Source organism: Pseudomonas sp. IPO3778, from assembly GCF_013386825.1.
Taxonomy (GTDB): domain Bacteria; phylum Pseudomonadota; class Gammaproteobacteria; order Pseudomonadales; family Pseudomonadaceae; genus Aquipseudomonas.
In genome coordinates, this window is the sequence record NZ_JACARC010000030.1 from 97,361 (window position 1) to 123,718 (window position 26,358).

General features: G+C 63.3%; 25 protein-coding genes. 6 read left to right on the forward strand and 19 right to left on the reverse strand.

What is annotated here, in order from left to right:
• Positions 1-106: 106 nt before the first annotated feature.
• From HX855_RS14845 to HX855_RS14920, 16 genes are all read right to left on the reverse strand, one after another.
• Positions 107-946 (reverse strand): urease accessory protein UreD, encoded by an 840-nt coding sequence (locus HX855_RS14845; RefSeq protein WP_177083186.1) that lies wholly within the window; start codon positions 944-946, stop codon positions 107-109.
• Positions 947-976: 30 nt separating this feature from the next.
• Complete coding sequence (gene urtE, locus HX855_RS14850) at positions 977-1,675, reverse strand: urea ABC transporter ATP-binding subunit UrtE (protein WP_010173963.1); 699 nt, start codon at positions 1,673-1,675, stop codon at positions 977-979.
• Between the two features lie 116 nt (positions 1,676-1,791).
• Positions 1,792-2,652: an urea ABC transporter ATP-binding protein UrtD gene (gene urtD, locus HX855_RS14855; RefSeq protein ID WP_375140083.1), complete on the reverse strand. Its 861-nt coding sequence runs from the start codon at positions 2,650-2,652 to the stop codon at positions 1,792-1,794.
• Positions 2,649-3,728: an urea ABC transporter permease subunit UrtC gene (urtC, locus tag HX855_RS14860; protein WP_177083187.1), complete on the reverse strand. Its 1,080-nt coding sequence runs from the start codon at positions 3,726-3,728 to the stop codon at positions 2,649-2,651. The genes urtD and urtC overlap by 4 nt, the downstream gene beginning before the upstream one ends.
• The gene (urtB, locus tag HX855_RS14865; protein WP_177083189.1) at positions 3,728-5,230 is read right to left on the reverse strand and encodes an urea ABC transporter permease subunit UrtB; all 1,503 of its coding nucleotides are present in this window, start codon (positions 5,228-5,230) and stop codon (positions 3,728-3,730) included. Before urtB ends, urtC begins: the two co-directional genes overlap by 1 nt.
• Positions 5,231-5,371: 141 nt before the next feature.
• Positions 5,372-6,637, reverse strand: a complete 1,266-nt coding sequence (urtA, locus tag HX855_RS14870) for an urea ABC transporter substrate-binding protein (protein WP_088425954.1) — start codon at positions 6,635-6,637, stop codon at positions 5,372-5,374.
• Between the two features lie 184 nt (positions 6,638-6,821).
• Positions 6,822-7,832 carry an iron ABC transporter permease gene (locus HX855_RS14875; protein WP_177083191.1) on the reverse strand — a complete coding sequence of 337 codons (1,011 nt, stop codon included), beginning with the start codon at positions 7,830-7,832 and terminating at the stop codon, positions 6,822-6,824.
• Positions 7,829-8,776, reverse strand: coding sequence for an ABC transporter substrate-binding protein (locus tag HX855_RS14880; protein ID WP_177083193.1), 948 nt, complete (start codon positions 8,774-8,776; stop codon positions 7,829-7,831). The genes HX855_RS14875 and HX855_RS14880 overlap by 4 nt, the downstream gene beginning before the upstream one ends.
• Complete coding sequence (locus tag HX855_RS14885) at positions 8,773-9,561, reverse strand: ABC transporter ATP-binding protein (RefSeq protein ID WP_177083195.1); 789 nt, start codon at positions 9,559-9,561, stop codon at positions 8,773-8,775. The genes HX855_RS14880 and HX855_RS14885 overlap by 4 nt, the downstream gene beginning before the upstream one ends.
• 155 nt (positions 9,562-9,716) lie before the next feature.
• Positions 9,717-11,822: a TonB-dependent siderophore receptor gene (locus HX855_RS14890; protein WP_177083197.1), complete on the reverse strand. Its 2,106-nt coding sequence runs from the start codon at positions 11,820-11,822 to the stop codon at positions 9,717-9,719.
• A gap of 153 nt (positions 11,823-11,975) precedes the next feature.
• Complete coding sequence (locus tag HX855_RS14895; RefSeq protein ID WP_177083198.1) at positions 11,976-13,358, reverse strand: PepSY domain-containing protein; 1,383 nt, start codon at positions 13,356-13,358, stop codon at positions 11,976-11,978.
• Positions 13,359-13,476: 118 nt separating this feature from the next.
• Entirely contained in the window at positions 13,477-15,537 is a 2,061-nt protein-coding gene (locus HX855_RS14900; protein WP_177083200.1) for a TonB-dependent copper receptor, read from the reverse strand.
• 93 nt (positions 15,538-15,630) lie between these two features.
• Positions 15,631-16,002 carry a DUF2946 domain-containing protein gene (locus tag HX855_RS14905; protein ID WP_256352947.1) on the reverse strand — a complete coding sequence of 124 codons (372 nt, stop codon included), beginning with the start codon at positions 16,000-16,002 and terminating at the stop codon, positions 15,631-15,633.
• A 64-nt stretch (positions 16,003-16,066) separates the two neighbouring features.
• Positions 16,067-16,549, reverse strand: coding sequence for a copper chaperone PCu(A)C (locus tag HX855_RS14910; protein WP_177083204.1), 483 nt, complete (start codon positions 16,547-16,549; stop codon positions 16,067-16,069).
• Between the two features lie 46 nt (positions 16,550-16,595).
• Complete coding sequence (locus HX855_RS14915; protein ID WP_177083206.1) at positions 16,596-16,991, reverse strand: DUF2946 domain-containing protein; 396 nt, start codon at positions 16,989-16,991, stop codon at positions 16,596-16,598.
• 135 nt (positions 16,992-17,126) lie between these two features.
• Positions 17,127-17,537 carry a DNA-binding protein gene (locus HX855_RS14920; RefSeq protein ID WP_178948007.1) on the reverse strand — a complete coding sequence of 137 codons (411 nt, stop codon included), beginning with the start codon at positions 17,535-17,537 and terminating at the stop codon, positions 17,127-17,129.
• A 398-nt stretch (positions 17,538-17,935) separates the two neighbouring features.
• Here HX855_RS14920 and HX855_RS14930 point away from each other — a divergent pair, with 398 nt between their 5' ends.
• Entirely contained in the window at positions 17,936-18,187 is a 252-nt protein-coding gene (locus tag HX855_RS14930; RefSeq protein WP_177083212.1) for a DUF6124 family protein, read from the forward strand.
• A 121-nt stretch (positions 18,188-18,308) separates the two neighbouring features.
• On the opposite strand, the gene HX855_RS14935 is transcribed toward HX855_RS14930, so the two are convergent.
• Positions 18,309-19,028 (reverse strand): cobalt-precorrin-6A reductase, encoded by a 720-nt coding sequence (locus tag HX855_RS14935; protein ID WP_177083214.1) that lies wholly within the window; start codon positions 19,026-19,028, stop codon positions 18,309-18,311.
• Positions 19,025-20,230 carry a precorrin-6y C5,15-methyltransferase (decarboxylating) subunit CbiE gene (gene cbiE / locus HX855_RS14940; protein ID WP_177083216.1) on the reverse strand — a complete coding sequence of 402 codons (1,206 nt, stop codon included), beginning with the start codon at positions 20,228-20,230 and terminating at the stop codon, positions 19,025-19,027. Before cbiE ends, HX855_RS14935 begins: the two co-directional genes overlap by 4 nt.
• 95 nt (positions 20,231-20,325) lie before the next feature.
• Between cbiE and cobG the strand changes: the two genes are divergently transcribed.
• The 5 genes from cobG to HX855_RS14965 all read left to right on the forward strand — a co-directional run bounded on the left by cobG (position 20,326) and on the right by HX855_RS14965 (position 25,711).
• Positions 20,326-21,627 carry a precorrin-3B synthase gene (gene cobG / locus HX855_RS14945; protein WP_309139789.1) on the forward strand — a complete coding sequence of 434 codons (1,302 nt, stop codon included), beginning with the start codon at positions 20,326-20,328 and terminating at the stop codon, positions 21,625-21,627.
• Positions 21,620-22,246 carry a precorrin-8X methylmutase gene (locus HX855_RS14950; RefSeq protein WP_177083218.1) on the forward strand — a complete coding sequence of 209 codons (627 nt, stop codon included), beginning with the start codon at positions 21,620-21,622 and terminating at the stop codon, positions 22,244-22,246. Before cobG ends, HX855_RS14950 begins: the two co-directional genes overlap by 8 nt.
• The gene (locus tag HX855_RS14955; protein WP_003217336.1) at positions 22,246-22,977 is read left to right on the forward strand and encodes a precorrin-2 C(20)-methyltransferase; all 732 of its coding nucleotides are present in this window, start codon (positions 22,246-22,248) and stop codon (positions 22,975-22,977) included. Before HX855_RS14950 ends, HX855_RS14955 begins: the two co-directional genes overlap by 1 nt.
• Positions 22,977-24,617, forward strand: coding sequence for a precorrin-3B C(17)-methyltransferase (cobJ, locus tag HX855_RS14960; protein WP_177083220.1), 1,641 nt, complete (start codon positions 22,977-22,979; stop codon positions 24,615-24,617). The genes HX855_RS14955 and cobJ overlap by 1 nt, the downstream gene beginning before the upstream one ends.
• 302 nt (positions 24,618-24,919) lie before the next feature.
• Positions 24,920-25,711, forward strand: coding sequence for a hypothetical protein (locus HX855_RS14965; RefSeq protein ID WP_177083221.1), 792 nt, complete (start codon positions 24,920-24,922; stop codon positions 25,709-25,711).
• 1 nt (position 25,712) lies between these two features.
• Here HX855_RS14965 and HX855_RS14970 read toward each other — a convergent pair whose 3' ends face one another.
• A complete protein-coding gene (locus HX855_RS14970; protein WP_003217330.1) occupies positions 25,713-26,309 on the reverse strand; it encodes a MarC family protein in 597 nt (198 codons plus the stop codon).
• Positions 26,310-26,358 lie beyond the last annotated feature (49 nt).

A 26,358-nucleotide genomic window follows, 5' to 3' on the forward strand; every position in this document is an offset into this window, starting at 1 on the left:
AGCTGGCTTGCCTGCGATGCTGGCGACTCGGTAGGGCTCATGCACCGAGGTGATGCCATCGCGGGCAAGCCCGGCTCCCACCGGGAACAGGGTCAACGTTTGATCTTCATGTGCTCCAGATTCTCGGTGATACCGCCTCTCGGCCTAATACAGCCGGGCGCAGCAGGCGCCACAACTCAATCAGCCAGCCTCGCGCCAACAGTGCTTCACTGGCCAGGCAACGGGCCACCAGCAGGCCGGGCAGTTGGGTCAAATCGCCGCGTACCGCGTGGGGTAACGAGCGGCAGCGTTCGAGCAGTTCGCTGTCGATTTCGCCGCTCACCAGCAAGGTCGCAAACACCGGTTGCCCATCGAGCCCGATGGGCGAGTCGAGCAAACCGTCGGCGCCCACAATGCGCTGGCGCTCATGCCAAATCAACTGGCCGTCGCGGCGGATATCCAGGTGCGACTGGAAGTGCCCGAGGTCGAAACGCTCGCCGCTGGCAGGGCGTCCCAGGGCCACCACGTCCCAGTAAAACAGCCGCGCGTCGCCTTGCAGGTCGATGCGGGTGGTGAGTTCGGCCTGGGCGGCGCTGAACACGATGGTCTCCTGGGGCAGCCATTCCAGGGTGGCGCCCGCCTCAACGGTCAGCGCCAGCTGCTGATAGGCCGGCCCGCCGGCGCGGTACCACTTGGCCGCGCCGGGGCTGGTCAATTGCGCCCAGGCACCTTCGGCCACATGGGCCGTGATATCGAGGCGATCACCGCCGGCAATCCCGCCCGGCGGGTGCACGATGATGTGCTGGCACACCTCGGGGCCTTCGGCGTACAGGTGCTTTTGCACCCGCAGCGGGCCCAAGTGGCGGCGCATCACCGGGCGTGTGGTGTCGCCGAAACGCGCGTAGCCGAGTTCCAGCTCGGCGTGCCAGCTGGGGGTGAACAGCGCGGTGGGGGCAGGTAGGGTCATGGTCAGTGCTTATCGTTAGGACGCTACAGATTAGATCGTAACGAGTCCGCGCACACCCTCGCTTTCCATATTTTCTCCACGGCCTTGCTGGACGATTTCGCCCCGGGACATCACCAGGTACTGGTCGGCCAGTTCGGCGGCAAAATCGTAGAACTGCTCCACCAGCAGAATCGCCATGTCACCGCGTGCCGCGAGCTTCTTGATTACGGCGCCGATCTCCTTGATCACCGAGGGCTGGATGCCTTCGGTGGGTTCGTCGAGGATCAACAGGCGCGGGCGGCTGGCCAGGGCTCTCCCGATCGCCAGCTGTTGTTGCTGGCCGCCGGACAAGTCGCCGCCACGGCGTTGCTTCATTTGCAGCAACACCGGGAACAGTTCGTAGATGAACGCCGGGACTTCCCTGGCTTCGGCGCCGGGGAAACGCGACAGGCCCATCAGCAGGTTTTCTTCCACCGTCAGCCGCCCGAAAATCTCCCGGCCCTGGGGCACGTAGGCGATGCCGGCGTGTACGCGCTGGTGCGGCTTGAAGCCGGTAATGGCCTTGCCTTCCCAGTTCACCGCGCCTTCTTTGGCGGGCAGCAACCCCATCAGGCACTTGAGCAGGGTAGTCTTGCCCACGCCGTTGCGGCCCAGCAGGCAGGTGACCTCGCCGACTTTCACCTCAAAGGAAAGCCCGCGCAGGATATGGCTACCGCCGTAGTACTGGTGCAGCTTGTCGACTTGCAGCATGTTCAAAACCTCCTCAATTCCTTGTGGGAGCTGGCTTGCCTGCGATACAGGCGACTCGGTGTATCAGTTGCACCGTGTCGATGCCATCGCAGGCAAGCCAGCTCCCACATAAAGCATCAGCGACCGAGGTAAACCTCGATCACCCGCTCATTTTCCTGCACCTGTTCCAGCGACCCTTCGGCCAGCACGCTGCCCTGGTGCAACACGGTCACGTGGTCGGCAATCGAGCCGACAAAGCCCATGTCGTGCTCCACCACCATCAGCGAATGCTTGCCCGTCAGGCGCTTGAACAGCTCGGCGGTGAATTCGGTTTCGGCGTCGGTCATGCCTGCCACCGGCTCGTCCAGCAGCAACAGCTGCGGGTCTTGCATCAACAGCATGCCGATTTCCAGGAACTGCTTCTGGCCGTGGGACAGCAGGCCGGCGGGGCGGTTGACCGAGGCGGTCAGGCGGATGGTGTCGAGCACTTCGCTGATGCGGTCTTTCTGCTCGCCACTCAAGCGCGCCCGCAGGCTGGCCCACACTGACTTGTCGGTCTTCTGCGCCAGCTCGAGGTTTTCGAACACGCTCAGGGCTTCGAATACCGTGGGTTTCTGGAACTTGCGACCGATGCCGGCCTGGGCGATCTGCACTTCGCTCATGCTGGTCAGGTCCAGGGTTTCACCGAACCAGGCCTTGCCGTGGCTGGGCCGGGTCTTGCCGGTGATCACGTCCATCAGCGTGGTCTTGCCCGCGCCGTTGGGGCCGATGATGCAGCGCAATTCGCCGACGCCGATGTACAGGTTCAGGTCGTTCAACGCCTTGAAACCGTCGAAGCTGACGCTGATGTCTTCCAGGGTCAGGATGGTGCCGTGGCGGGTGTTCAGGCCTTTACCCGCCGCCTGGCCGAGACCGATGGCGTCGCGGGCGCTGCCCTGGTCTTTGTTCGGTTCCAGAATGGGTTCGAGCATAAATTCGGCCGTCGCGGTGATTCTCATTGGTCGCCCCTTTTCTTCAGCAGGCCGATCACGCCCTTGGGCAAATACAGGGTGACGAGGATGAACAGCGCCCCGAGGAAGAACAGCCAATACTCAGGAAAGGCCACGGTAAACCAGCTTTTCATGCCGTTGACCACACCGGCGCCCAGCAACGGGCCGATCAATGTTCCGCGCCCCCCGAGAGCCACCCACACCGCGGCTTCGATGGAGTTGGTCGGCGACATCTCGCTGGGGTTGATAATGCCCACTTGCGGCACGTACAACGCCCCCGCCAAACCGCACAACACCGCGCTCAACACCCACACAAACAGCTTGAAGCCGCGTGGGTCGTAGCCGCAGAACATCAGGCGGTTTTCCGCATCCCGCAGAGCCGTCAGCACCCGGCCGAACTTGCTCTGGGCCAGGCGCCAGCCGATGTACAGACTCGCCACCAACAGCACCACGGTGGCCACGAACAACGTTGCCCGGGTACCCGGTTCGGTGATGCCAAACCCGAGGATGCTACGGAAATTGGTAAAGCCGTTATTGCCGCCAAACCCGGTCTCGTTGCGAAAGAACAACAGCATCCCGGCAAACGTCAGGGCCTGGGTCATGATCGAGAAATACACGCCCTTGATCCGCGAACGGAAGGCGAAGAACCCGAACACCAACGCCAGTAAACCCGGGGCCAATACCACCAGGCACAGGGCCCAGAGGAAGTGTTCGGTGCCCATCCAATACCAGGGCAGCTCAGTCCACGACAGGAAGGTCATGAACGCCGGTAATTCATCCCCGGAGGCCTGGCGCATCAGGTACATGCCCATGGCATAGCCGCCCAGCGCAAAGAACAGGCCGTGGCCGAGGGACAACATCCCGGCATAACCCCACACCAAATCCAGGGCCAGGGCAACGATGGCGTAGCACAGAATCTTGCCCACCAGCGTCAGCGTATAGGCGGAGACGTACAGCGGATTTTCCGGTGACAGCAGGGAGAACAATGGCAATGCCAGCAGCAGGGTCAGCACCACTGCACCGACTGCGATGGTCACCTTGGGGCCGGCCTTTTGCGCGGCCGTGAGCATCAATGGCTGGTTCATCAGTCGATCACCCGTCCTTTCAGTGCGAAGAGTCCCTGCGGGCGTTTCTGGATAAACAGAATGATCAGCGCGAGGATCAGGATCTTGCCGAGCACGGCACCGATCTGCGGTTCGAGAATCTTGTTGGCGATGCCCAGACCGAAGGCAGCCATGACGCTGCCGGCCAACTGGCCGACGCCACCGAGCACCACCACCAGGAACGAGTCGATGATGTAGCTTTGGCCGAGGTCCGGGCCGACGTTGCCGATCTGGCTCAGGGCCACGCCGCCCAGGCCCGCGATGCCGGAGCCGAGGCCGAAGGCAAGCATGTCCACACGCCCGGTGGGCACGCCGCAGCAGGCGGCCATGTTGCGGTTCTGGGTCACGGCCCGCACATTCAGGCCCAGGCGCGTCTTGTTCAGCAGCAGCCAGGTCAGCACCACCACGAACAGCGCGAAGGCGATGATCACGATGCGGTTGTACGGCAGCACCAGGTTGGGCAGCACCTGAATCCCGCCGGAGAGCCACTCGGGGTTGGCCACTTCAACGTTCTGCGCACCGAACACCAGGCGCACCAACTGGATCAGCATCAGGCTGATGCCCCAGGTGGCGAGCAGGGTTTCCAGGGGGCGGCCGTAGAGGTGACGAATCACCGTGCGCTCCAGGGCCATGCCGATGGCGGCGGTCACAAAAAACGCCACCGGCAGCGCGATCAGCGGGTAGAACTCGATGGCCTGGGGCACGTAGCGCTGCATCATCAACTGCACCACATAGGTGGAGTAGGCACCGAGCATCAGCATCTCGCCGTGGGCCATGTTGATCACCCCGAGCAAGCCGAAGGTGATCGCCAGGCCGAGCGCCGCCAACAGCAGGATCGAGCCCAGGGACATGCCGCTGAAGGCCTGGCCGAGGATCTCGCCCACCATCAGTTTGCGTTTGACCTGGGCCAGGCTGGTCTCGGCGGCGGTGTGCACCGTGGCGTCGGCTTCGACGCCGGGGGCGAGCAAGGCTTCCAGGCGGGTGCGGGCCAGCGGGTCGCCGGTGCCGCCGAGCAAACGGACGGCGGCCAGGCGCACGGCGGGGTCGGTGTCCACCAGTTGCAGGTTGGCCAGGGCCAGGCTTAAGGCCGCGTGTACGTCGTCGTTGGTTTCGCCGGCGAGTTGCTGGTCGAGGAATTTCAATTGCGCAGGTTGCGCGCTTTTTTGCAGGGTCTGGGCAGCGGCCAGGCGCACCTTGGGGTCGGCGGCAAGCAGTGCCTGGCTGGCCTGCACGTTGTCGATCAGGCCGCGCAGGCGGTTGTTCAGGCGCACGGTTTTGGTTTCGCCGTTGACGCTGATCTGGCCTTGTTGCAGGGCGTCCACCAACTCGATGCGCGCCGGGTCGGGCTGGGCGGCCCAGTCCTGGAGCAGCTTGGCTTGTTGCATCGGGTTGGCGGCAAGGAAGTCTTCGGCGTCGCTGGCGTGTGCGGCGAAGGGCAGCAACAGCAGGGCGGCGAGGATGAAGCGGTGGAGGGCAGTGGGCATATTCTTGGGCCTTGCTCGAACAAATGTGGGAGCTGGCTTGCCTGCGATAGCGGTGCATCAGACATACCGAGGTGTCCGCATCGCAGGCAAGCCAGCTCCCACAGGGTTTGTGTCAGCTCTCAGGTGCCGACACCCCTTGGTTCAGTTGCTCTTGACGGCGTAATCCGGCTTCTTGTCATTGCCAGGGATGTACGGGCTCCAAGGCTGTGCACGGATCGGTTCCTGGGTCTGCCACACCACCGAGAACTGCCCGTCGGCCTGGATCTCACCGATCATCACCGGCTTGTGCAGGTGGTGGTTGGTCTTGTCCATGGTCAGGGTGAAACCGGACGGCGCCGCGAACGTCTGCCCGGCCATGGCTTCACGCACTTTGTCGACGTCGGTGGACTTGGCTTTCTCCACCGCCTGCGCCCACATATGGATGCCCACGTAGGTGGCTTCCATCGGGTCGTTGGTCACGGCTTTATCCGCGCCCGGCAGGTTGTGGGCCTTGGCGTAGGCTTTCCAGTCCGCCACGAATTTCTTGTTCACCGGGTTCTCCACCGACTGGAAGTAGTTCCAGGCGGCGAGGTTGCCCACCAGCGGCTTGGTGTCGATGCCGCGCAGTTCTTCTTCACCCACGGAGAACGCCACCACCGGCACGTCGGTGGCTTTCAGGCCCTGGTTGGCCAGCTCTTTGTAGAACGGCACGTTGGAGTCGCCATTCACGGTGGAGATCACGGCGGTCTTGCCGCCGGCCGAGAATTTTTTGATGTTGGCCACGATGGTCTGGTAATCGGCGTGGCCGAACGGGGTGTAGACCTCTTCGATGTCTTTATCCGCTACCCCTTTGGAGTGCAGGAACGAACGCAAAATCTTGTTGGTGGTGCGTGGGTACACGTAGTCGGTGCCCAGCAGGAAGAAGCGCTTGGCGCCGCCACCTTCTTCGCTCATCAGGTATTCCACCGCAGGGATCGCCTGCTGGTTCGGCGCCGCACCGGTATAGAACACGTTCGGCGACATCTCTTCGCCTTCGTATTGCACCGGGTAGAACAGCAAGCCGTTGAGTTCTTCGAACACCGGCAGCACCGATTTGCGCGACACCGAGGTCCAGCAACCGAACACCACCGCGACCTTGTCCTGGGTCAGCAACTGGCGGCCTTTTTCAGCGAACAGCGGCCAGTTGGACGCCGGGTCGACCACCACCGGTTCGAGCATCTTGCCGTTCACACCGCCCTTGGCGTTGATCTCGTCGATGGTCATCAGCGCCATGTCTTTCAGCGAGGTCTCGGAGATCGCCATGGTCCCGGACAGCGAGTGCAGGATGCCGACCTTGATGGTCTCGGCGGCCTGTACGGTCCAGGTCATGCCCATCGCGGCGATGGATGCGGACAGTGTGAAAGCCTTGATCAAGCTGCGACGCTTCATTGTGCAATCTCCATGACTCAACGTTGTGATGAGGGAGTGATTGCAAGGGGTGTGCCTAGTCGGCCAAAGGCAGGAAATGGTCGTTTTTGCAGCGTGGCGAGCGGCGGCGGCGCACCATGAACTGGCACCGAGGGCGTGCTGGTGCGCGAATGTGCGCTACAACAGGGCGATGGCGAAAAGGGCGTCAGCGCTTGCGCATCAGCCCGATAAAAAACAGCCCGCCGATGGCCGCCGTGGCCACGCCTATAGGCAGGTCTTCCGGGGCGATCATCGTGCGGGCAGCCACATCGACCCACACCAGGAACACGCTGCCCAGCAGCACGCACACCGGCAGTAACCGGCGATGCTCGGCACCCACAAGACGCCGGGCAATGTGCGGCACCATCAGCCCCACAAAGCCGATGGAGCCGCTGATGGACACCAGCACGCCGGTCATCAGCGAGGCGATCAAAAACACCTTGAGCCGCACGTTGCGTGCGTTCAGGCCCAGGGTCACGGCGGTCTGTTCACCGGCCATCAGCGCGTTCAGCGGGCGCGCCATCCCCAGCAGCAACACCAACCCGATCAATACCGTGGCGAACGGGATCGCCAGCAGTTCCCAGCGCGCCAGGCCGAGGCCGCCGAGCATCCAGAACATCACCGCCGACGCCGCGCGGTGGTCGCCCATGAACAGCAGCAAGTTGGCCACTGCCATCATCACGAACGACACCGCCACACCGCACAGCAGCAGCCGGTCACTTTCAAGGCGACCGTTGCGACTGGCCACCGCCAGCACCACGATCATGCTCAGCAAGGCGCCGATGAACGCGGCGATAGGCAGGGTCAGCAGGCCGATCACTTCGCCCACATGCAGCACCACGATCACCGCGCCCAGGGTGGCGCCGGAGGTCACGCCCAGCAGGTGCGGGTCTGCCAGCGGGTTGCGTGTGACGGCCTGCAACACCGCACCAATCAACGCCAGCCCGGCGCCCACCAACGCGCCCAGCAACATGCGCGGCACACGGATCAGCCATACGATATGTTCCTGGCCGGCCGTCCAGTTCGCCTGGCCAATGCCGAAGGCTTTATGCAGCAAAATGCGCCACACCACGTCCACCGGCACCCGCGCCGAGCCGAACCCCAGCGAGACCACGCAAGAGATCAGCAACAACGCGCCAAGGGCACTCAGCAGCAGGGCATAGCGACGGGTGATCATTCGCCGTGGAACCCCTTGGCCAGGGTTTCAACGGCCAGCACGTTGTCGATGCCCGGCGTGGCCTGCACGTAGGGAATCACGATAAAGCGCTGGTTCTTGATGGCGTCCACCGATTGCAGCGCCGGGTTGTCCAGCAGGAACTGCTCTTTTTGGTCGGCGGTGATTTCGCTGTAGTCGACGATTACGATGACTTGCGGGTTGCGCTCCACCACGGTTTCCCAGTTGACCCGGGTCCAGCTGGCGTCCACGTCGTCGAGGATATTGCGCCCGCCGGCGGCGTCGATCAGCGCCTGGGGCATGCCCAGGCGGCCGGAGGTCATGGCGCGGTCTTCGCCACTGTCGTAGAGGAACACGCGAGGCTTGTCGGCCGGCAGGCTTTTCTGCACCTCGGCTACCTGCGCCTGCATCTGCGCGATCAGCGCATTGGCGCGGTCCTGTACGTCGAAAATCTTGCCCAGGTTGCGCAGGTCGTTATAGGTGTCTTCCAGGGTGGCGGCCGGGCGCTTCATCACGAAGGCGCAGGACTCGGTCAGCTCGTAGACGTTGATGCCCAAGGGTTGCAAGGTTTGCGGGGTGAGGTCGCCACCGACGCGCATGCCGTAGTCCCAGCCGGCGAAGAAGAAATCGACGTCGGCGTTGAGCAGGGTTTCCACCGACGGGTACTTGCTCGCCAGTTCCGGCAGGCCGTCGAGGATCTGTGCCATTTCCGGGGTCACCGACTTCCAGCCGGTGACGCCGCTGTAGCCGGCCATGTGCGACTTGAGGCCCAGTGCGAGCATCATCTGGGTCATGTTGATGTCGTGGCTGACCGCGTGTTTCGGCGTCTCGGCGAAGGTCACTTCGCGGTTGCAGCTTTTGATTGTCAGCGGGTAATGGGTGGCTTCGGCGAACGCTTGAGAAGTGCCGAGCAGCAAAGCGAGAGACAGCAGGGAGCGCAGGATCATGATTGGGTTATCCAGGTAATTCGGGGGTAGCCGGACAAGGGGTGAGTGTCGATCAATGCTTCAACGCCGAACACCTCGCGCAGCAGCTCGGCGGTCAGTACTTCGTGGGGTGTGCCGCTGGCGACGATGCGCCCGTGGTTGATCACGTACAGGCGATCGCAGAATGCGGCAGCGAGGTTCAGGTCGTGAATGCTGGCCAGGGTGCCGATGTTCAGGCGCTTGACCAGTTGCAGCAATTGCAGCTGGTAGCGTGGGTCGAGGTGGTTGGTCGGCTCGTCGAGGATCAGCAGTTGGGGTTGCTGGGCCAGGGCGCGGGCCAGGATCACCCGCTGCTTTTCACCGCCCGAGAGGGTCGCGAAAGCGTGGTCTTCGAAGCCCAGCAGGCCGACGTTATCCAGGGCCTGGCGGATCAGGTCACGGTCTTCAACCGTGTCGCTGTCGAACAGGCCCTTGTGCGGTGTGCGGCCCATGGCGACCACTTCATCCACCCGCAGGCCGAACGTATCGGGAAATTCCTGGAGCACCACGGCGATACGCTGCGCGCACCACTTCGAGGATTGCTTCCACACATTCTGGTGTTCCAGCAGCACCTCACCCTCGGCCGGCTTGCTGAACCGATAGGCACAGCGCAGCAGGCTGGTCTTGCCGCTGCCGTTGGGGCCGATCAACCCGACAAACTCACCGGCGCTCACGTGCAGGCTGGCGTCACTCAGTTGGAACTGGTGATGACAGTACTCGTGGCCTGGCGGGGTCCAGGCGAGGGCGGTGAGGTTGAGTGAGGTCATCTTTACTCTCAGGTCCAACACAGGACAAATGTGGAAGCGGGCTTGTGTGGGAGCGGGCTTGCTCGCGAAGGCGGTGTGTCAGCCAACATTTCAGCGACTGACCCACCGCCTTCGCGAGCAAGCCCGCTCCCACATTTGGACCGTGTTGCGTTCAGTTAAAAGGTGTAATCCGCCGTCACAAAGAACGACCTGGGCTCACCCAGGATCCATTGCTGGCCGTCATTGTATTGGCTGACGGCGTACGTGCGGTCGAACAGGTTATTCAATTGCAGGCCCAATGTCGTGTTGCGCATGGCTTTCCATGACACGGTGGCGTCCACCACGGTGTAGCTCGGCACTTCGCTGGTGTTGGCGGTGTTGGCAAAACGCGCGTCGACGTAACGCACGCCGGCGCCTGCGCGGATGTCGTCGGTCACCGCTTTGCTCAGCCACAGGTTGGCGGTGCGGCGCGGCACGTCGGTGGGGCGGTTGCCGTCGCGGGACACGGCCTGGCCGTTGACCACTTCGGAGAAGTCGTCGTACTGCGCCCGCACGATGGCGGCATTGGCTTGCAGCTGCCAGGCGTTTGGCAGTTGCAGGTCGAGGCTGGCTTCCAGGCCGTTGGACGACTGCTGCCCCACTTGCTCCTTGAGGTCGGTGCCGGGAATGCTCACCAGCAGCTTCTTTTTAACGATGTGGTAGGCCGCCAGGGTCCATTCGCCACGGGAGTCCCAGAACGCTTGCTTGAGGCCGATTTCGGTTTGCTTGGCGGTGGACAGGCCGAATTGTTGCTGGCTCGGGCTCAGGGTAATCAGGCTGCCGACGCCGTCGGTGCTGGTGGCGTACTGGCCGTAAACCGAGGTGTCCGGGGTGATCGCGTAGACCAGGCCGGCTTTCCAGTTGTTGCCGGTGAAGGTCTTGTCGGAGTCGCTGCCATCGATCAGGGATTCACGGTCGATGTGTACGTAGTCGCGGCGCACCCCGGTGACCAGCGATAGCTTATCGGTCAGTTGCAGGCGGTTTTCGGCGAACGCGGCCAGTTGCTTGGTGGTGCTGACGGACTGCGGAATGAACGGGCTGGCACTTTCAAATGGCTGGGGTACCGGGTGCAGGATGTCCACCGGCTGGCCGTCGTCCGATACGTCATTGAACGGCGAGTTGCTGGCGAGGCGGAAGCGAATGCGGTTGTACTCCACACCTGTCACGGTCTGGCTGTCGAGGCCGAACAGGGTGTGCTTGAAGGTGAAGGTCTGGCGGTCGCCGACCTGTTCCTGATTGTGCTTGATGCCCAGGTAGCTCTGGCGCACCAGCCCGCCATTCACATAGTTGTAGCTCTCGGCGTTCTGCCAGCGGCGCTGGTTTTTCAGGTACGACAGTTCGTTGGTGGCGGTGACGTTGTCGTTGATCTGCCACTCGCTGGTCAGGCGCGTCCACTGGTCGTTGTAGTGCTGGATATCGTTGCTGACGTTGTAGTTCTTGTCCCGCAGGCCCTTGTGCAACTGGCCGTTGATCAATGGCGTGCCGTAATCGTTTTGCGGGCTCTGGTCGCCGTAGTCGGTGGCCAGGGTGAAGCTCAGGTTGTCGGCCGCTTGCCAGCGCAGGGCACCGCTGACGAAGTCGCTGCTGGAGTCACCGCGATCGATGAAGCCGTTGCTGCGCAGGCGGTTGATGTTCAGGCGGTAGCTCAGGGTGTCGGTGAGCGAGCCGCCGCTGTCGAGGGCTTGCTGCTGGCGATCATAAGAGCCGTACCCCAGGCGGACGTGGTTTTCGATGTCGCCCTCGAAAGGCTTTTTCGGGATCGTGTTGATCACTGCTCCGGTGGCGCCCTGGCCGTACATCACCGAGGCCGGGCCGCGCAGTACGTCCACCCGCTCCACGGACCAGGTGTCGACCGGGAAAGTGGACGTGCCCGCGCCATCGAACATGCGGGCGCCGTCGTACAGTTGCAGCACCGAACTCTGGCCGGTGAAGCCCCGCGCCGACAGCGAGGTGCCACCGTCGCCTGGCGAGCCGGTGCGGCTGATGCCGGTGGCGCGGGAGATGGCGTCCTGCACCGTGGCATCGCCCCGTTCGCGGATCTGCTTGCCGGTCTGGCTTTCAACGCTGCCAGGGGTTTGCAAGGCGGTAAGGTTCAGGCGTGAACCTGCCGTGGTCGGGGTGTTCAGGTCGACGCGCTCGTCGTCGACCGCCGGCGCGGAGACGGCGCTGGCGGGAAGAGTCAGGGCCTGGGCACTGTTATGCAGGGCGAGCAGGCACAGGCCGGACGCAAGGTACTTGTTCATCGGACGATAAATCGCTTCTTCGAGGCGGTGCTCGCCGCACGGTGCGGCGAGCCGGGAATAGACAGCAAGTGTTATAATATAACACTTGTGGTGGCGTGGGTGAAAGCCCGCGTAAGACTACCTAACGCCTCTATATGGGGCATCTCGCCTGTTTCATGCCGAACCTGAGGCAGATTCACGTTGGCTGAAAAGCCGCGAAAGCACCAGCCGATCCAGCGCCCAGACCACAATCAACGAGGCACCCACCAGCGGAAAGACGATCGCCAGCCCGAGCATGATCACCATCGCGGTTTTCCATTTCGGCAGGTCGTGGCGCAGCGGCGGAACCCCGAGGCCGCCCTGTGGCCGGCGTTTCCACCAGATCACCAGGCCGCTGACGGCACTGAGCAGGATCATCAGGCAAATCAGCAGCACGATGATCTGGTTGACCACGCCAAACATCTTGCCTTCATGCAGCATCACGCCGGATTCGGTCACCCGTGCCACGGTGTTGTAGTGTTCCCAGCGCACGTCGGCCAGGACCTTGCCGGTGTATTGGTCTACATGCAGGGTGGCGTCGTTGCGGGGGTCGTTGGCGAATACCGCGATGGTGAATACACCTTCGGCGGTGGTGGGGAAGGTGATGCTGTAGCCGGGCTCGACCTTGCGTGAGTTGGCGAGGTCGGCCACCTGTTGCAGGCTCACGGTGGGTGCGGCCGGGCCTTTAGTCATGCCGCCATGCTTCATGTGCTCGGCATGCTCGCCGGACATCGGCATCGGCGTGTTTTCCATGGCCCACGGTACGGTCTGCTGGCTTGCGGTGTTGAGGCTGCGGGCCTGCTGGTCGGACTGCGGCACGTTGTTCCACATCGCCGCCGGGAATTTATTCCACAGCTCGGCGTATTGCTTGCCCCAGAAGCCGGTCCAGGTCATGCCGCTGAGCAGCATCACCAGCAGGAACGCCGCGCCCCAGAAGCCCGCCACCGCGTGCAGGTCCCGCCAGAACAAACGGCCGCGACTGCCCAGCCGGGGCCACAGAATGCCCGCCGCCGACGTGCCTCGCGGCCACCACAAATACAGGCCCGAGATCACCAGCATCACGCCCCAGCCGGCCGCCAGTTCCACCAGGCGATCGCCGACGGTGCCGATCATCAACTCGCCATGCAGCGCGCGGGCGATGGCTTGCAGGTTGTACGTGGCGTCCTGTTCGCCGAGCACAGTGCCGCGATACGGGTCGACGAACACGGTCACGTCGTGCCCGTTGTTGTGCATCACGAATTGCGCGCTGCTGGTGGCGTCGGCCGGTGGCAGGTACTTGCTGATTGTGCCGTGTGGGTAGGCCGCCTGGGCGCGTTGCAGTTGCTCGTCGGCACTCAGCGCGTGCTCGGCGCTTTGCACCGTCAGCAGGTTGCCGTACATCAGCGGGTCGAGCTGGGGTTTGAACAGGTAGACCATGCCGGTCAGGGCCAGCAGCACCATGAACGGCGCGACAAACAGCCCGGCGTAGAAATGCCAGCGCCAGGCCAGGTTGTAGAAGGAAATCTTGGGTGGGTTCATCAGGGTGTGCTCCGCAAAGGCTTGGAATTTTTGTGTTATCGAGGCCGCCATCGCGGGCAAGCCCGCTCCCACAGGGGAATGCATTTCAACTGTGGGAGCTGGCTTGCCTGCGATGCTCTTAGAAACTCATGTCCACCTTGGTCCAGAGCGTGCGCCCCGGTTCCTTGATGGCTTGCGGGTCATTGGCCGGGTAGCCGAACCCGGCGTTGCCGGCCAGGTTCAGGTGCTCGGCGTACGCCTTGCCGAACAGGTTGTCGACGCCGGTGCTGACCTTGAAATTTTTGTTGATGCGATACGCCGCGTTCAGCGAGAACACGCCAAACCCCGAGCTCTTGTCGAAGTCCTTGCCGACCACGTTGCCCTTGTTCTGGTCGATGCGGTTTTGCGCCGCGACCACCCGCCATAAGGCGCCTGCGCTCCAGTCGTCCTGGCTGTAGGTCAGGCCGAAGCGTGCATCCAGGGGCGGGATTTGCGGCAGCGGTTTGCCGTCGCTGGTGTTCTTGCCCCAGGCGTAAGCGAAGGTGGCGTCAGCCTTCCAGTTGGACGTCAGCTTGTACGCCGCGCCCAGCTCGCCGCCCATGATGCGTGCGTCCACATTGCGCGCCTGGGAGGTGGTGCCCATCATTCCCGGCTGGTAGTCGAACAGGATGAAATCACGCACCTGGCCGACGTAGCCCGAGGCCCAGGCGTCGAGGTCGGCGGATTTGTATTGCAGGCCGAAATCCAGTTGGGTGGTTTTCTCGGGCTTCACGCCGTCGAAGGCATTCACTGAACCCACCGACCCGGTATCGGGGGAAAACAGCTCCCAGTAATCCGGGAAACGTTCGGCGTGCCCGAGGCCTGCGTACAGCGTTGTCGGGCTGTCGGCCAGGTCGTGTTCATAGCGCACAAAGCCCGAAGGCAGCGTATCGGCGCGAGTGTTGCCGGCGGTGGGGTTGGGGCTGCTCATCATCCCGGAACCGAGGGTTTGCCGGAAATCCTTGGCCGAGGCGCGGTCGACACGGGCGCCCGTGATCAGGCGATCGCGGTCGGCGGCGTACCAGGTCAACTCGCCAAACACCCCGTAGTTGTGGAAGTTGGCGTCCTTGCTGCGGGGCAGGTCCTTGTAGGTGTCGACGCCCATGGCGCTGCGTTCGCGGTGCTCGTTGGTCTGCGCATCGATGCCGCTGATCAACTGCACATCGGCCCAACGCCAGGTGGCCTTGATGCGTGCGCCGAGGGTGCGGCGATCGACGTTGGCCGCCATCGGCCCGGCCATCATCCCGGTGCCCGACGGGACGCGCAGGGTGTAGTTGTCCATCACGTGGTCGGCGTAGTTGTAGTAGACCTGGGCCTCGACCTTATCCAACACCTCGCCGATGTTGGACTTCTCGAAGCGCAACCCAAGGCTTTCACGCAAAAATTGCGAGCCGTCCATGCCGCGCCCGGCGTAACGGGCTTCGCCATCGCCACGGCCGGCGGTGAGTTCCAGCAGGGTGTCGGCGTCCGGGGTCCAGCCCACGGCCACGTCGCCGTTCCACTTGTCGTAGCGCGAGGCGACGGTGTCGTGGTTGCCGTCCTTGTAGTCGTCGGCGTGGGCCTGGTTGCCGATCACCCGCACATAACCCAGCGGCCCACCTGCGGCTGCGTCGACGACCTTATCGAAACGCCCGTTGGAGCCCGCCAGGATGCTGGCGTTGACCCGCGTGCCCAACTCGCCGAACTGCTCGGGCTCGCGCTCGAACAGGATCGTGCCCGCCGAGGCGCCCGGGCCCCAGAGCACGGTTTGCGGGCCCTTGATCACGGTCAGCTTGTCGTAGGTTTCCGGCGAGATGTAGGACGTGGGTGCGTCCATCCGGCCCGGGCAGGCGCCGAGCATCATGCTGCCGTTGGTGAGGATATTCAGGCGCGAGCCGAACATGCCCCGCAGCACCGGGTCGCCATTGGTGCCGCCGTTGCGCACCAGGGCGAAGCCGGGGATGGTCTTGAGGTAGTCGCCGCCATCGCTGGCGGGCACCGGTTGGCGCGGGTCCTTCGGGTTGGTGACAACGGTCAGCGGCGAGCTGGGGGCGATCGCGGTGATCACCGTCGGGCTCAACTCATTCTGGTCGGCGTGGGCCTGCGTGGTGAGCAGTGCGCCGCATAGAACGGCGAAAACGGGAGTACATCCCAAACGGGTGTCAGCAGAAAACCTGGACATGAAAAATTCCATCATTCAGTCGTAAACAACACGGCCAGCAGCCTGCGGCTGTCTGTCTAAAGTCGGCCGGGGTGAAGTAACGGTGTGAAGTGCTTACGCGATGACGGGCGGGGCGCGGCTGCGGGCGCCGGGGAAGACGGTTTGCCGGGCATGGCCCAGGCGTGGGGCAGGGGTTATGGCATTGGCGGGCGGCGGGCTGCCGAGGGTGACAAACGACACGCTGCCAGGCAGCGCCGGGCAACTGAAGAGCAGGCTGCAATAGCCGCACTTTTCCCAGAGCACGTGGTGTTCGTCGGGGGCCTTGTGGTGTTCGGCTGGGGGCTTGGCGTCGCCATGGCAGCTCGGGGCGTCCATGGACATTGCCATGGACATACCGGCGTGATGGTCCATCGGCATCGCTTGGGAAATCAGCGGACCGATAAAGATCATCAGCATGGCGAACAGGCTGATCCAGCTGCCGCGCATAAGGCTCATCGGCTTACGGCGGTGTGGTGACAACCTGGCGCGAGGGGCGCCCATCAAGGTTTATCTACTGGGCGTGCATGTGCTCGTGGCCGGCCATGGGCGGTTGCTTCTGCACCGACACTTCCACCTTCACCGGCCCGGCTTTCTCGAAATTCAGGGTCAGCGGGAAATGCTGGCCGTCGCGCAATACGCTGCGGTCCTTCAGGTCCAGCAGCATCACGTGGTAGGCCATGGGTGCGAACGTCAGGTCGCCGTTGGCCGGAACGGCGACGCTGGTCACCTGCTGCATCTTCATCAAGTCGCCCTGCATCACATGCTCATGCAGCTCGGCCTTGGCGGCCACGGGCGTGTCGACGCTGAGCAGGCGATCGGCATGCTCGCCCTGGTTATGAATCACGAAATACGCCGCGACGGTCGGCGCGTTGGGCGGCAGCTCCTGGGACCAGGGTTCGCTGACCATCAGTTCGCCGACCTTGAAGTCTTCGGCATTGGCAGCAGCACACACCGGCAGCAACAACGCAGCCAGAAGCAGGGAAGATTTGAGCATGGCAGTTCTCCAGAACGGTTCTAAACGCAGTTCACTTGCGAAGTAATCAGACCGTTGGAGAGGCGCGGGGGTTAAGGCTTGGCCATTGCTGGCGCGGGGTTGGGGATTGCAAGGACGGCGCAGGCAGGTCTTGCACCGCGTCGAATCGTGGGAAATACAGCGTGGGCGAATGCCCCGGCAGCGCCACCAACGGCGCCGAGCCCGAGCAACACCAACAATGCTGCATGGTGGAGTGATCGTCCTGCTGCGGCGCCGGAATCTCCAGCTTGCCCAGGGCAATCGCCGTCAGCTTGTTGGCATTGGAGGAGCAGAAACCGCCCCACAACAGTTGATCGAGGGCGTTGTTCGAACCTTGCATCGCCCCGGCCATCGGCATGGCAAACGCATTGAACAGCACTGCAAAGCAGGCGATCCAGGCAATTGCAAAGCGTTGACGGGCCATGGCGGACAATCCGTAGGGTTAATCGATCAGGCGGGTATTTAGCCTGATCGGGGAGGATAAGTAAAAAGGGGCGGTGTGGTTTGGTGTCGCAGTGCTGGGTTTCAGGATAGACGGGAACTGAGGGATTGTATTCGGCTATTGCCTGGTATTCAGCCTGCGGGTTGCTCGGGCAATGGTCTCTCGCGCTGTGCTGACCAATGAGCCATCGCCTGGGTCTTCTTCGATGCAGGCTTCCAGATAAGCGTCGATCTCTTCTTGTGTTCGTAGATGGTTGGCAGCATCGAAGCGCGTGAACTGTGTCTTTGTGTCAGGCAGGCATTGAGCTTTTTCCAGCCATTGGTTTAATCGTACTGCGATGTCGGGCTCATCTGATTTCAATGCGTCCGCTTCAAGGCCAAGCGCGTGCGCAAGCTCGGGATTCGCGATTATGTGTTCGATAATCGTATGTTCAGCAGGTCGAGTTAAGCGCCGGGGACGGGATTTTTCAGTCATGCGATGAACCTCATGTTTAACGTCGGTGGACGAAATGTTGAAGATCATCGCCAAGGGAATACTTATTCTGGTAGTCAGCGGATTCTGGTGTCTGTGTAGGCAGCTTCTCATTGGGCCTCCATGCAACCTGGATACGGAAGTGCTCCACAGAAATTTCCGACAGTGATTTGAGGTTGTCCCTAGGAAACGCAATCTCTAGTCTCCGTACACCACTGCAAACTCAGTGGTCGGGCGTCGCGGCCCGGATTTCTTCAGACGCAAAAGCGTCATCGTGTCCTTTCAGTTGGCGCTTTTTTATCGTCTACTGTGCGGCACTATGGTGGCTGTGCGCGGGATACCTTCGGGTATGCCGGTGTTCTGGAGAGCCGGTCCGCGAACCCGCGTTCAGCTACCACCCCCATCGCATCGCGGCGATCAGTGGTAGCTCCTTTGTACTTCTCCGGAGCTTCACAATGATTAAACCTACCCCTAATCCCCCCTTTCGGCTGTTCACCGTAGCCGACGGAATCAGCACCGAAGACCTGTTGGTCAACCTCATTGAAACACTCGCCTCGGCCAACGCGCTGAGTTGCGACTTGGCGTTTAGCCTGGAAGGATCGAAGCGAGAGGAGTTGCTGGGCGTTGCTCAGTTGATCGAACTGGCGGAGTTGCTGGCTGATCGGGTGCACGAAGGTGCCGGACAGACGGCCGCCGCGAGGAACTAACTGACCGACGCAGATTAGTGTGGGAGCTGGCTTGCCTGCGATGGTATCGCTGCGGTGTATCTGAACGACCGCGTCGTCTGTATCGCAGGCAAGCCAGCTCCCACCTTTGTTTCGTGTTGCGTCATACAGACTGGAATGCTTCCAGTACCGAGTTGACTGTCGTGAACTCCCTATCCACCTGCGCCAACACCGGCCGCCTCAACACCAACACCGGCACCCCCCGCTCCCTTGCCACTTCCAGCTTCGGCTCCGTAGCGCTGCTGCCGCTGTTCTTGCTGATCAGCACATCAATCTGCCGCCGCTCAAACAACGCCCGCTCGTCCTCGATCAAAAACGGCCCACGGGCGCCAATCACTTCGCAGCGTTCATTGCCGGGGTACACGTCCAGTGCGCGCAGCGTCCAGAATTGTTCGGCGGGGATTTCATGCAGGTGTTGCAGCGGCTCGCGGCCCAGGGTGAACAGCGGTCGCTTGAAGGGTTTCAGGGCTTCGATCAGCTCGGCCCAGTCGCTGACGTCGCGCCAGTCATCACCGGCCTGTGGCTGCCATGCCGGGCGGCGCAGGGCCCAGCAGGGAATGCCACACACACCCGCGGCATGGGCCGCGTTGGCGCTGATCTGCGCGGCGTACGGATGGGTCGCGTCCAGCACCAGTTCAATGCCTTCGTCGCGAATAAACTGCGCCAGGCCTTGCGCACCGCCATAGCCGCCGACGCGCACCCGGCAGGTGAGATCCGTCGGTACGCGCCCCACACCCGCCAGGCTGTAGATATGCTCGGGGCCCAACGTGCGGGCGATGGCCAGGGCTTCCGTCACGCCGCCCAATAGCAGGATGGGTTTCATAGCGGCTTGGTCACGTCCAGCAAGGTGATCGGCAGTGCCTGGCGCCAGGTATCGAAGTCCCCCAGTGGCTGGGCCTGGGCCACATGAATGCGGGTCAGCTCGCCGCCGTGTTGTTCGCGCCAGGCCATCAGGGTCATTTCGCTTTGCAGGGTCACGGCGTTGGCCACCAGCCGGCCACCGGGGCGCAGGTGCTGCCAGCAGGTGTCGAGCACGCCGTCACGGGTGACGCCGCCGCCGATGAAGATCGCGTCCGGCGCTTCCAGGCCTGCGAGTGCGTGGGGCGCCGTGCCGCGAATCAGTTGCAGGCCGGGGACGCCCAGGGCATCACGGTTGTGTTCGATCAGCCGTTGCCGGCCTTCGTCGGCCTCGATGGCCAGCGCGCGGCAACTGGGATGAGCACGCATCCATTCGATCCCGATGGAGCCGCTGCCTGCGCCCACGTCCCACAGCAATTCGCCGGGCATTGGCGCGAGGCGGGCGAGGGTCATGGCGCGCACGTCGCGCTTGGTCAGTTGGCCGTCATGCTTGAAGGCCGAGTCCGGCAGCCCTGCCAGGTGTGACAGGCGCGGAGTGTTGGCGTCGGTCATGCAGTCGATGGCCACCAGATTCAACGCGGCAATCGGCTCGTTCGGCCAATCCCGGGCGATGCCGTCGATACGTCGTTCAGCCGGCCCGCCGAGGTGTTCAAACACGCTCAGGCGACTGGCGCCAAACCCGCGCTCGGCCAACTGCGCTGCGATAGCCGCCGGGCTCTGGCCGTCATTGCTCAGCACCAGCAAACGCACGCCGGTGGCCAGGTGAGCATTCAGCGCCGCCAATGGCCGGGCAACCACCGACAGCGTCACCACATCCTGCAACGGCCAGCCCAACCGCGCCGCCGCCAGCGACACGGAAGACGGCGCCGGCAGAATCAGCAGCTCATCGGCCGGCACCTGCCGCGCCAGGCTCGCGCCTACGCCATAGAACATCGGGTCACCGCTGGCCAGCACGCACACCGCCTCACCACGCCGTGCCAGCACCGGCTCCAGGGAAAACGGGCTGGGCCATAACTGGCGCTCGCCACGGATACACACCGGCAACAAGTCCAGCTGGCGTTGGCCGCCCACAATGCGAGAGGCGCGCAACAGGGCGTGCCGGGCGTTTCTGCCCAGGCCTTTGAAGCCGTCTTCACCGATGCCTACTACCGTCAGCCAGGGCGACATATGAATTCCTTGAACGACATCCGACGGGCAGGCTTTTCATGCCGCCGGACAAAGCAGGCATAATACCGCGCCTTTACCTGTGAACCGGTAGCCCTGTGAAACCAACACCACCGTCCAATACCTTGCGCCCCTCGGCTTGTCCGGGGTTGCTGCGTATTGTCCAGGCGTTGGATGGCGGGATCTGCCGGATCAAATTGGCCGGTGGTTCGATCCGCGCCGAGCAGGCGTTTGCCGTGGCCGACGCGGCCCAGGCCTATGCGGGCGGGGTGATTGAGGCGACCAACCGGGCCAACCTGCAAATACGCGGGATAGGCGCCGAACAGGAGGCGTTGATCGCCGCCCTGCTGGCCGCCGACCTGGGCCCCAGGAGCGCCGCCGGGGACGATGTGCGCAACCTGATGCTCAGCCCCAGCGCCGGCATCGACCGCGACATGCTGTTCGACACGCGGCCGTTGGCCGACCAGATCCTCGCCACCCTGGAAACCCATCCCCGTTTCCATGAACTGTCGGCCAAGTTCGCCGTGCAACTGGACGGCGGTGAAGCCCTGGCCATGCTCGAACACCACCACGACCTGTGGCTGTCGGCTTTCCAGGCTAATGGCCAGACGCTGTTGGCGTTCGGCCTGGCAGGCTGCCCGGCGCAGGACGCGCCCTTGGCGGCCGTACCTTTGGCGCAAGGCCACGCATTGGTGGTGGCGGTGCTTGAACAGTTCCTTGAGCTGGCTCGGCCCGATCAAACCCGCATGCGGCACCTGCTGGCGGAAACGCCTGTGGATAACTTTGTCGGGCAGTTAAACCTGCCATGGCAGCCGCTTGATGGCTTTTCACGCCGCGCCAATCCCGCGCCGCTGCACCTGGGAAGTTATCCACAGCGTCAAAGCAATCAGGTCTACGTCGCCGCCATTGCCCCCTTGGGCCGCCTGGATTCGGCGATGCTCAGGGGCGCCGCCCAACTGGCCGTCGACCATGGCGACGCCACCCTGCGGTTCACGCCCTGGCAAGGCCTGCTGCTGCCCAATATCCGGAATGCGGCGGCGGTCACCGAGCGCCTCGAACAGCTTGGCTTTCTGTGTTCAGTGGACCAGCCCCTGGCACGCCTTATCGCCTGCACCGGTTCCAGCGGCTGCGCCAAAGGCCTGTCCGACACCAAGGCCGACGCCTTGCAACTGGCAACACTTGCCCCCGGCCACACTGTGCACCTGTCCGGCTGCCCGCGTTCCTGCGCTGCCGCACACACCGCGCCGGTCACGTTGCTGGCGGTGAGCCCCGGCCACTACGACCTCTATTTTCGCGACGCAGGCCTGCCCGGTTTCGGCCGCCTGCACGCGCGCACTCTTTCTATTGAAGCGGCGGGCGCCGTGTTGCGCGCCCACCCACGGAGCAACACCGATGATTGATTACATCCGCGACGGTCAGGAGATCTATCGCAACTCCTTCGCGATCATTCGCGCAGAAGCCAAGCTGGATAGCATTCCTGCCGACCTGGAAAAACTCGCCGTGCGGGTGATTCATGCCTGCGGCATGGTCGACGCTATCGACGGCCTGCAATTTTCCGAAGGTGCCGGCAAGGCCGGGCGCGAAGCCCTGGCCGCTGGCGCGCCGATCCTGTGTGATGCGCGGATGGTCTCCGAAGGCGTGACCCGTACGCGCCTGCCGGCCAACAATCAGGTGATTTGCACATTGCGCGATGACAGCGTGCCGGAGTTGGCCCGCGAGCTGGGCAACACCCGCTCCGCTGCCGCCCTGGAACTGTGGCGCCCGCACCTGGAAGGCAGCGTGGTGGTGATCGGCAATGCGCCGACGGCCTTGTTCTACCTGCTGGAAATGCTCGACGCCGGCGCGCCAAAACCCGCGCTGATCCTCGGGTTCCCGGTGGGTTTTGTCGGCGCTGCCGAATCCAAGGCCATGCTGGCTGCAGACAGCCGTGGCGTACCGTTCGTGATCATGCAGGGCCGCCTGGGCGGCAGTGCGATGGCCGCCGCCGCGGTGAACGCCTTGGCCACGGAGGTCGAATAATGCCGGCACGCGGACGTTTGATTGGCCTGGGCGTAGGCCCCGGTGACCCGGAACTGATTACCTTGAAAGCCCTGCGCCTGCTGCGCGAATCGCCGGTGGTGGCGTACTTCGTGGCCAAAGGCAAGAAGGGCAACGCCTTCGGCATCATCGAAGACCATCTGGTGCCCCAGCAAACCCTGATGCCGCTGGTGTACCCGGTGACCACGGAAGTATTGCCGGCGCCGCTGTCCTACGAGCAAGTGATCAGCGATTTCTACGACACCGCCAGTGTCGACGTGGCGGCGCACCTGGATGCCGGGCGCGACGTGGCAGTGATCTGCGAAGGCGACCCGTTCTTCTACGGTTCCTACATGTATTTGCACGACCGCCTGGCCGAACGTTACGAAGCCCAGGTGATCCCGGGCGTGTGCTCGATGCTCGGTGGCGCCTCTGTGCTGGGCGCGCCGTTGGTGTACCGCAACCAGAGCCTGTCGGTGCTTTCCGGCGTATTGCCCCATGACGAACTCAAGCGTCGCCTGGCGGATGCCGATGCGGCGGTGATCATGAAGCTGGGGCGCAACTTCACCAAGGTGCGCCAGGTATTGGAGGAGTTGGGGCTGGCGAGCCGGGCGTTGTACGTCGAGCGCGCGACCATGGCCAATCAGAAAATCGTCGCCCTGGACCAGGTCGATCCAACGTCCTCGCCGTACTTCTCGCTGATCATTGTTCCCGGCGAAAGGTGGCAAGGCTGATGACGGCTCCCGCGATTGTCATCCTGGGGCAGGGCAGCCTCGCCACGGCCCGGGCTATCCAGCAGGTGTATCCCGACGCGTTGATCCACGGCCTGGCCGGACGGGTCGAGGGCGCAGACCAGCCCTACACCGAATTCGGCGCTGCCGTGCGCCAGTTGTATCAACAGGGCACGCCGATCATTGCGTTGTGCGCCGCCGGGATAGTGATCCGCACGCTGGCGCCGCTGCTGTTGGAGAAAGGCGTGGAGCCTGCCGTGCTCGCGGTCGCCGAAGACGGCAGCGCCGTGGTGCCGCTGCTCGGCGGCCTCGGTGGCGTGAACGTACTGGCGCGGGAAATTGCCGCCGCCTTGGGCGTTGCCGCTGCGATCACCACCAGTGGCGAGCTGCGTTTTGGCACCTGCCTGCTTAATCCGCCCAGCGGTTATCAACTCGGGGATCTGGAGCTGGGCAAGCGTTTTGTGTCGGACTTGCTGGCGGGCGAATCGGTGCGCATCGAAGGCGCGGCACCGTGGCTGGACCAAGCCAACTTGCCGCAGGATCAGCAAGCGCGTCTGGCGATTCATGTGGGCAGCGCCGAGCGCACGCCTGCGGCTAATGAACTGCTGATTTACCCGAAGAACGTGTTGGTCACCTGCCAGCCGGGGCCGCAATTGGCCGGCCGCATTCGTGCGGCGTTGCAGGACGCAGGGCTCGCCGTGCAGTCCCTGGCGTGTTTGCTGGCAGCTGAAACCGAGATGGCCGATTCGTCGTTGCATGAAGCGGCATTGGAGTTGGGCGTGCCATTGCGCTTCGCCGGTTTGGAGACGCCAGCGGACATTGCGATCACGTTGTCCGAGGCACCTCTGGACCTGTCCCAGATCGGTCGCCCCCGTGGTCGCTTGGCGGTCATCGGCCTGGGCCCCGGCGCTGCCGAACTGATGGTGCCCGCCGTGAAGGCCGAGCTGGCCCGCTGCACCGATGTGCTGGGTTACGAAACCTACGTGCGCATGGCCGGGCCATTCCGGCCGGACCAGATCCAGCATTGCACCGATAACCGCGAAGAAATGCAGCGCGCTCGTCACGCCTTTGAGCTGGCGGCGCAAGGGCGTTCGGTGGTGGTGGTGTCTTCGGGTGACCCGGGCGTATTCGCCATGGCCGCCGCGGTGATCGAAGCCCTGCACGAATCCGGCAACCCGGCCTGGCATCAGGTCGACCTGGAGATCCTGCCGGGCGTGTCGGCATCCCTCGCCACGGCGGCCCAGGCGGGTGCGCCGCTGGGGCATGACTTCTGCGTGATGTCGCTGTCGGACAACCTCAAGCCCTGGGCGATCATCGAGAAGCGCCTGGACCTGGCGTCCCAGGCCGACCTGGCGTTGGCGTTCTACAACCCGATTTCCCGTGCGCGGCCCTGGCAGTTGGGGCGCGCCCTGGAGATCGTCGCTCAGCACCGCACGGCCGAGACGCCAGTGGTGTTGGGCCGCGATATTGGCCGCCCGGGCCAGACCCTGCGCGTCACGACCCTGGGGCAACTGACCCCGGAGCAAGTGGACATGCGCACCATGGTGCTGATCGGCTCGTCCACCACCTGTGTATTCCCCCGGGCCGGTGGTGGCGAGTGGGTGTACACGCCACGTTGGTACGGCGAGAAGCCCGCGTCCTGAAAACAGCGGCGGCCCTGCAAGGGGGCCGCTTTGAAAAGTCAGTACGTGGTGGAAGAACGGTCTGCCTGCCCAACGTTTTTTTGCGTCAGGTCGAGTCGTACCGTTCTCTACTGACTGAAGAAAAACACGGCGCCTTTCCTGAGTGCCGGTTCATCCCCAACGTTTACTCAGCTGCGCCGCCGGCGGTGATTTTTCCTGCACAGTGCGGCGGTTTCTTTGGCCAATTTCCAGCTGCCAAAAATCCCTGGCAATTCGACTAGTGTTGGCGTTAAGCCCCATGTTGGGGGTTATGGAGAATGGCTATGGAGCGACATAACAGACGGATCAACAATGCAAAACGCAGGAAGCTGATTGCCGCTTACCGGCTTCCGGGCGCGTCCGGACCGTCATCGGGGTTGAGCCCGTTGGTGACACCCGAGGGGGACGACGCGTTGGACGCGGCGGTGGTGAACAACAGTGTCATGTCGTTTGTGGACGGCATGACTCACCTCAACAAAGAGTACACCCGCAAAAGCTATTTGCTGGCGAGCAGCTACGTCAGCGATGTGTTGCGGATCGGCCGGGGAACGGAGGCCTGGTACAACGAATTTATCAAGGTGATGAGCAGCCTGGGCTGGATGCCGGTCCGCAGCAGTTTCGAGCGGGTGTACACGACCCGCAAAGGACTCTCGGTGCAGTGGGCGGCGCTGAATCTGGTGGCGGCCACCGTGGCCTCGACGTTCCTGTCGGGGCCGCTGATCAGCGCGCTGCCCAAACGGGTGGCGGAGGCCGTTGAAGCGCTGAAACAGCTCCCGGCGTCATTCGAGTTGTTCAAACGAAATACCACCATCCGCGACGGTGGTGATTTTGGCTTGGCGTCCTGCTCGGAAACGGCAGGGGAGGTCTCGATGGTGCTGGTGACCTACAGTGCCCGCGGCGTCAGCAAGCAACTGGGCGTGCCGTTTCTGGAGTGGGACAGTGCATCCATTGAAGCCTTCAGTGGCCGCACCTGCCTGGTGTTGAACAGTGCGGTGGTCAACGAGGCGTCGATTCAACTGCTGCGGGACAGCGCAGGGGACAAGGTCCGCCTGGCCATCGCGAAATACAGGATTTGATCTACGGCACCAGGTAACCGCGTACACCGGTGAAGATGATTTGCGCGGCCAGGGCACACACAAACAGCCCCATCAACCGGCTGACAATTTGCAAGCCCTGGTCGCCGAGGATGCGCTCGATTCGGTTGGACAGGTACAACACCACGCCCACCGTCAGGCTGGCCAGGGCGATGCTGAGGATGGCGGTGATCTTGTCGTCCCAGTGGGGCTGGCTGACGCCCATTACCAGCAGCGCACCAATGGTGCCGGGGCCGACGGTCAGGGGGATGGTCAGCGGTACGATGGTCACGTCCTGCTGCACGTTGTCGGTCTGCACGGCGGACTTGCCTTGAGCCATGCCCAGGGCCGAGATAAACAGCACACTGCCGGCGCCGATGCGGAAGGCGTCGACGGTGATGCCGAACACACTGAAAATCACCCGGCCGAACAGGTAGAGCAACACGCTCGAGACCAGGGTGGCGAGGGCCACTTTCCAGGCCAGGCGCCGCCGCTCCTTGCTGGAGTAACCGCGGGTCAGGCTGATAAAGCAGGAGAGCACGAAGAAGGGGCTGTAGAGCACCAGCATCTTCAGGTAAACGCTGAATAGCACATGGAGCATGGTGGGAGCTCACAGCGAAAGAGGGCGAGCGGGAGTTTATCAGGCCTGT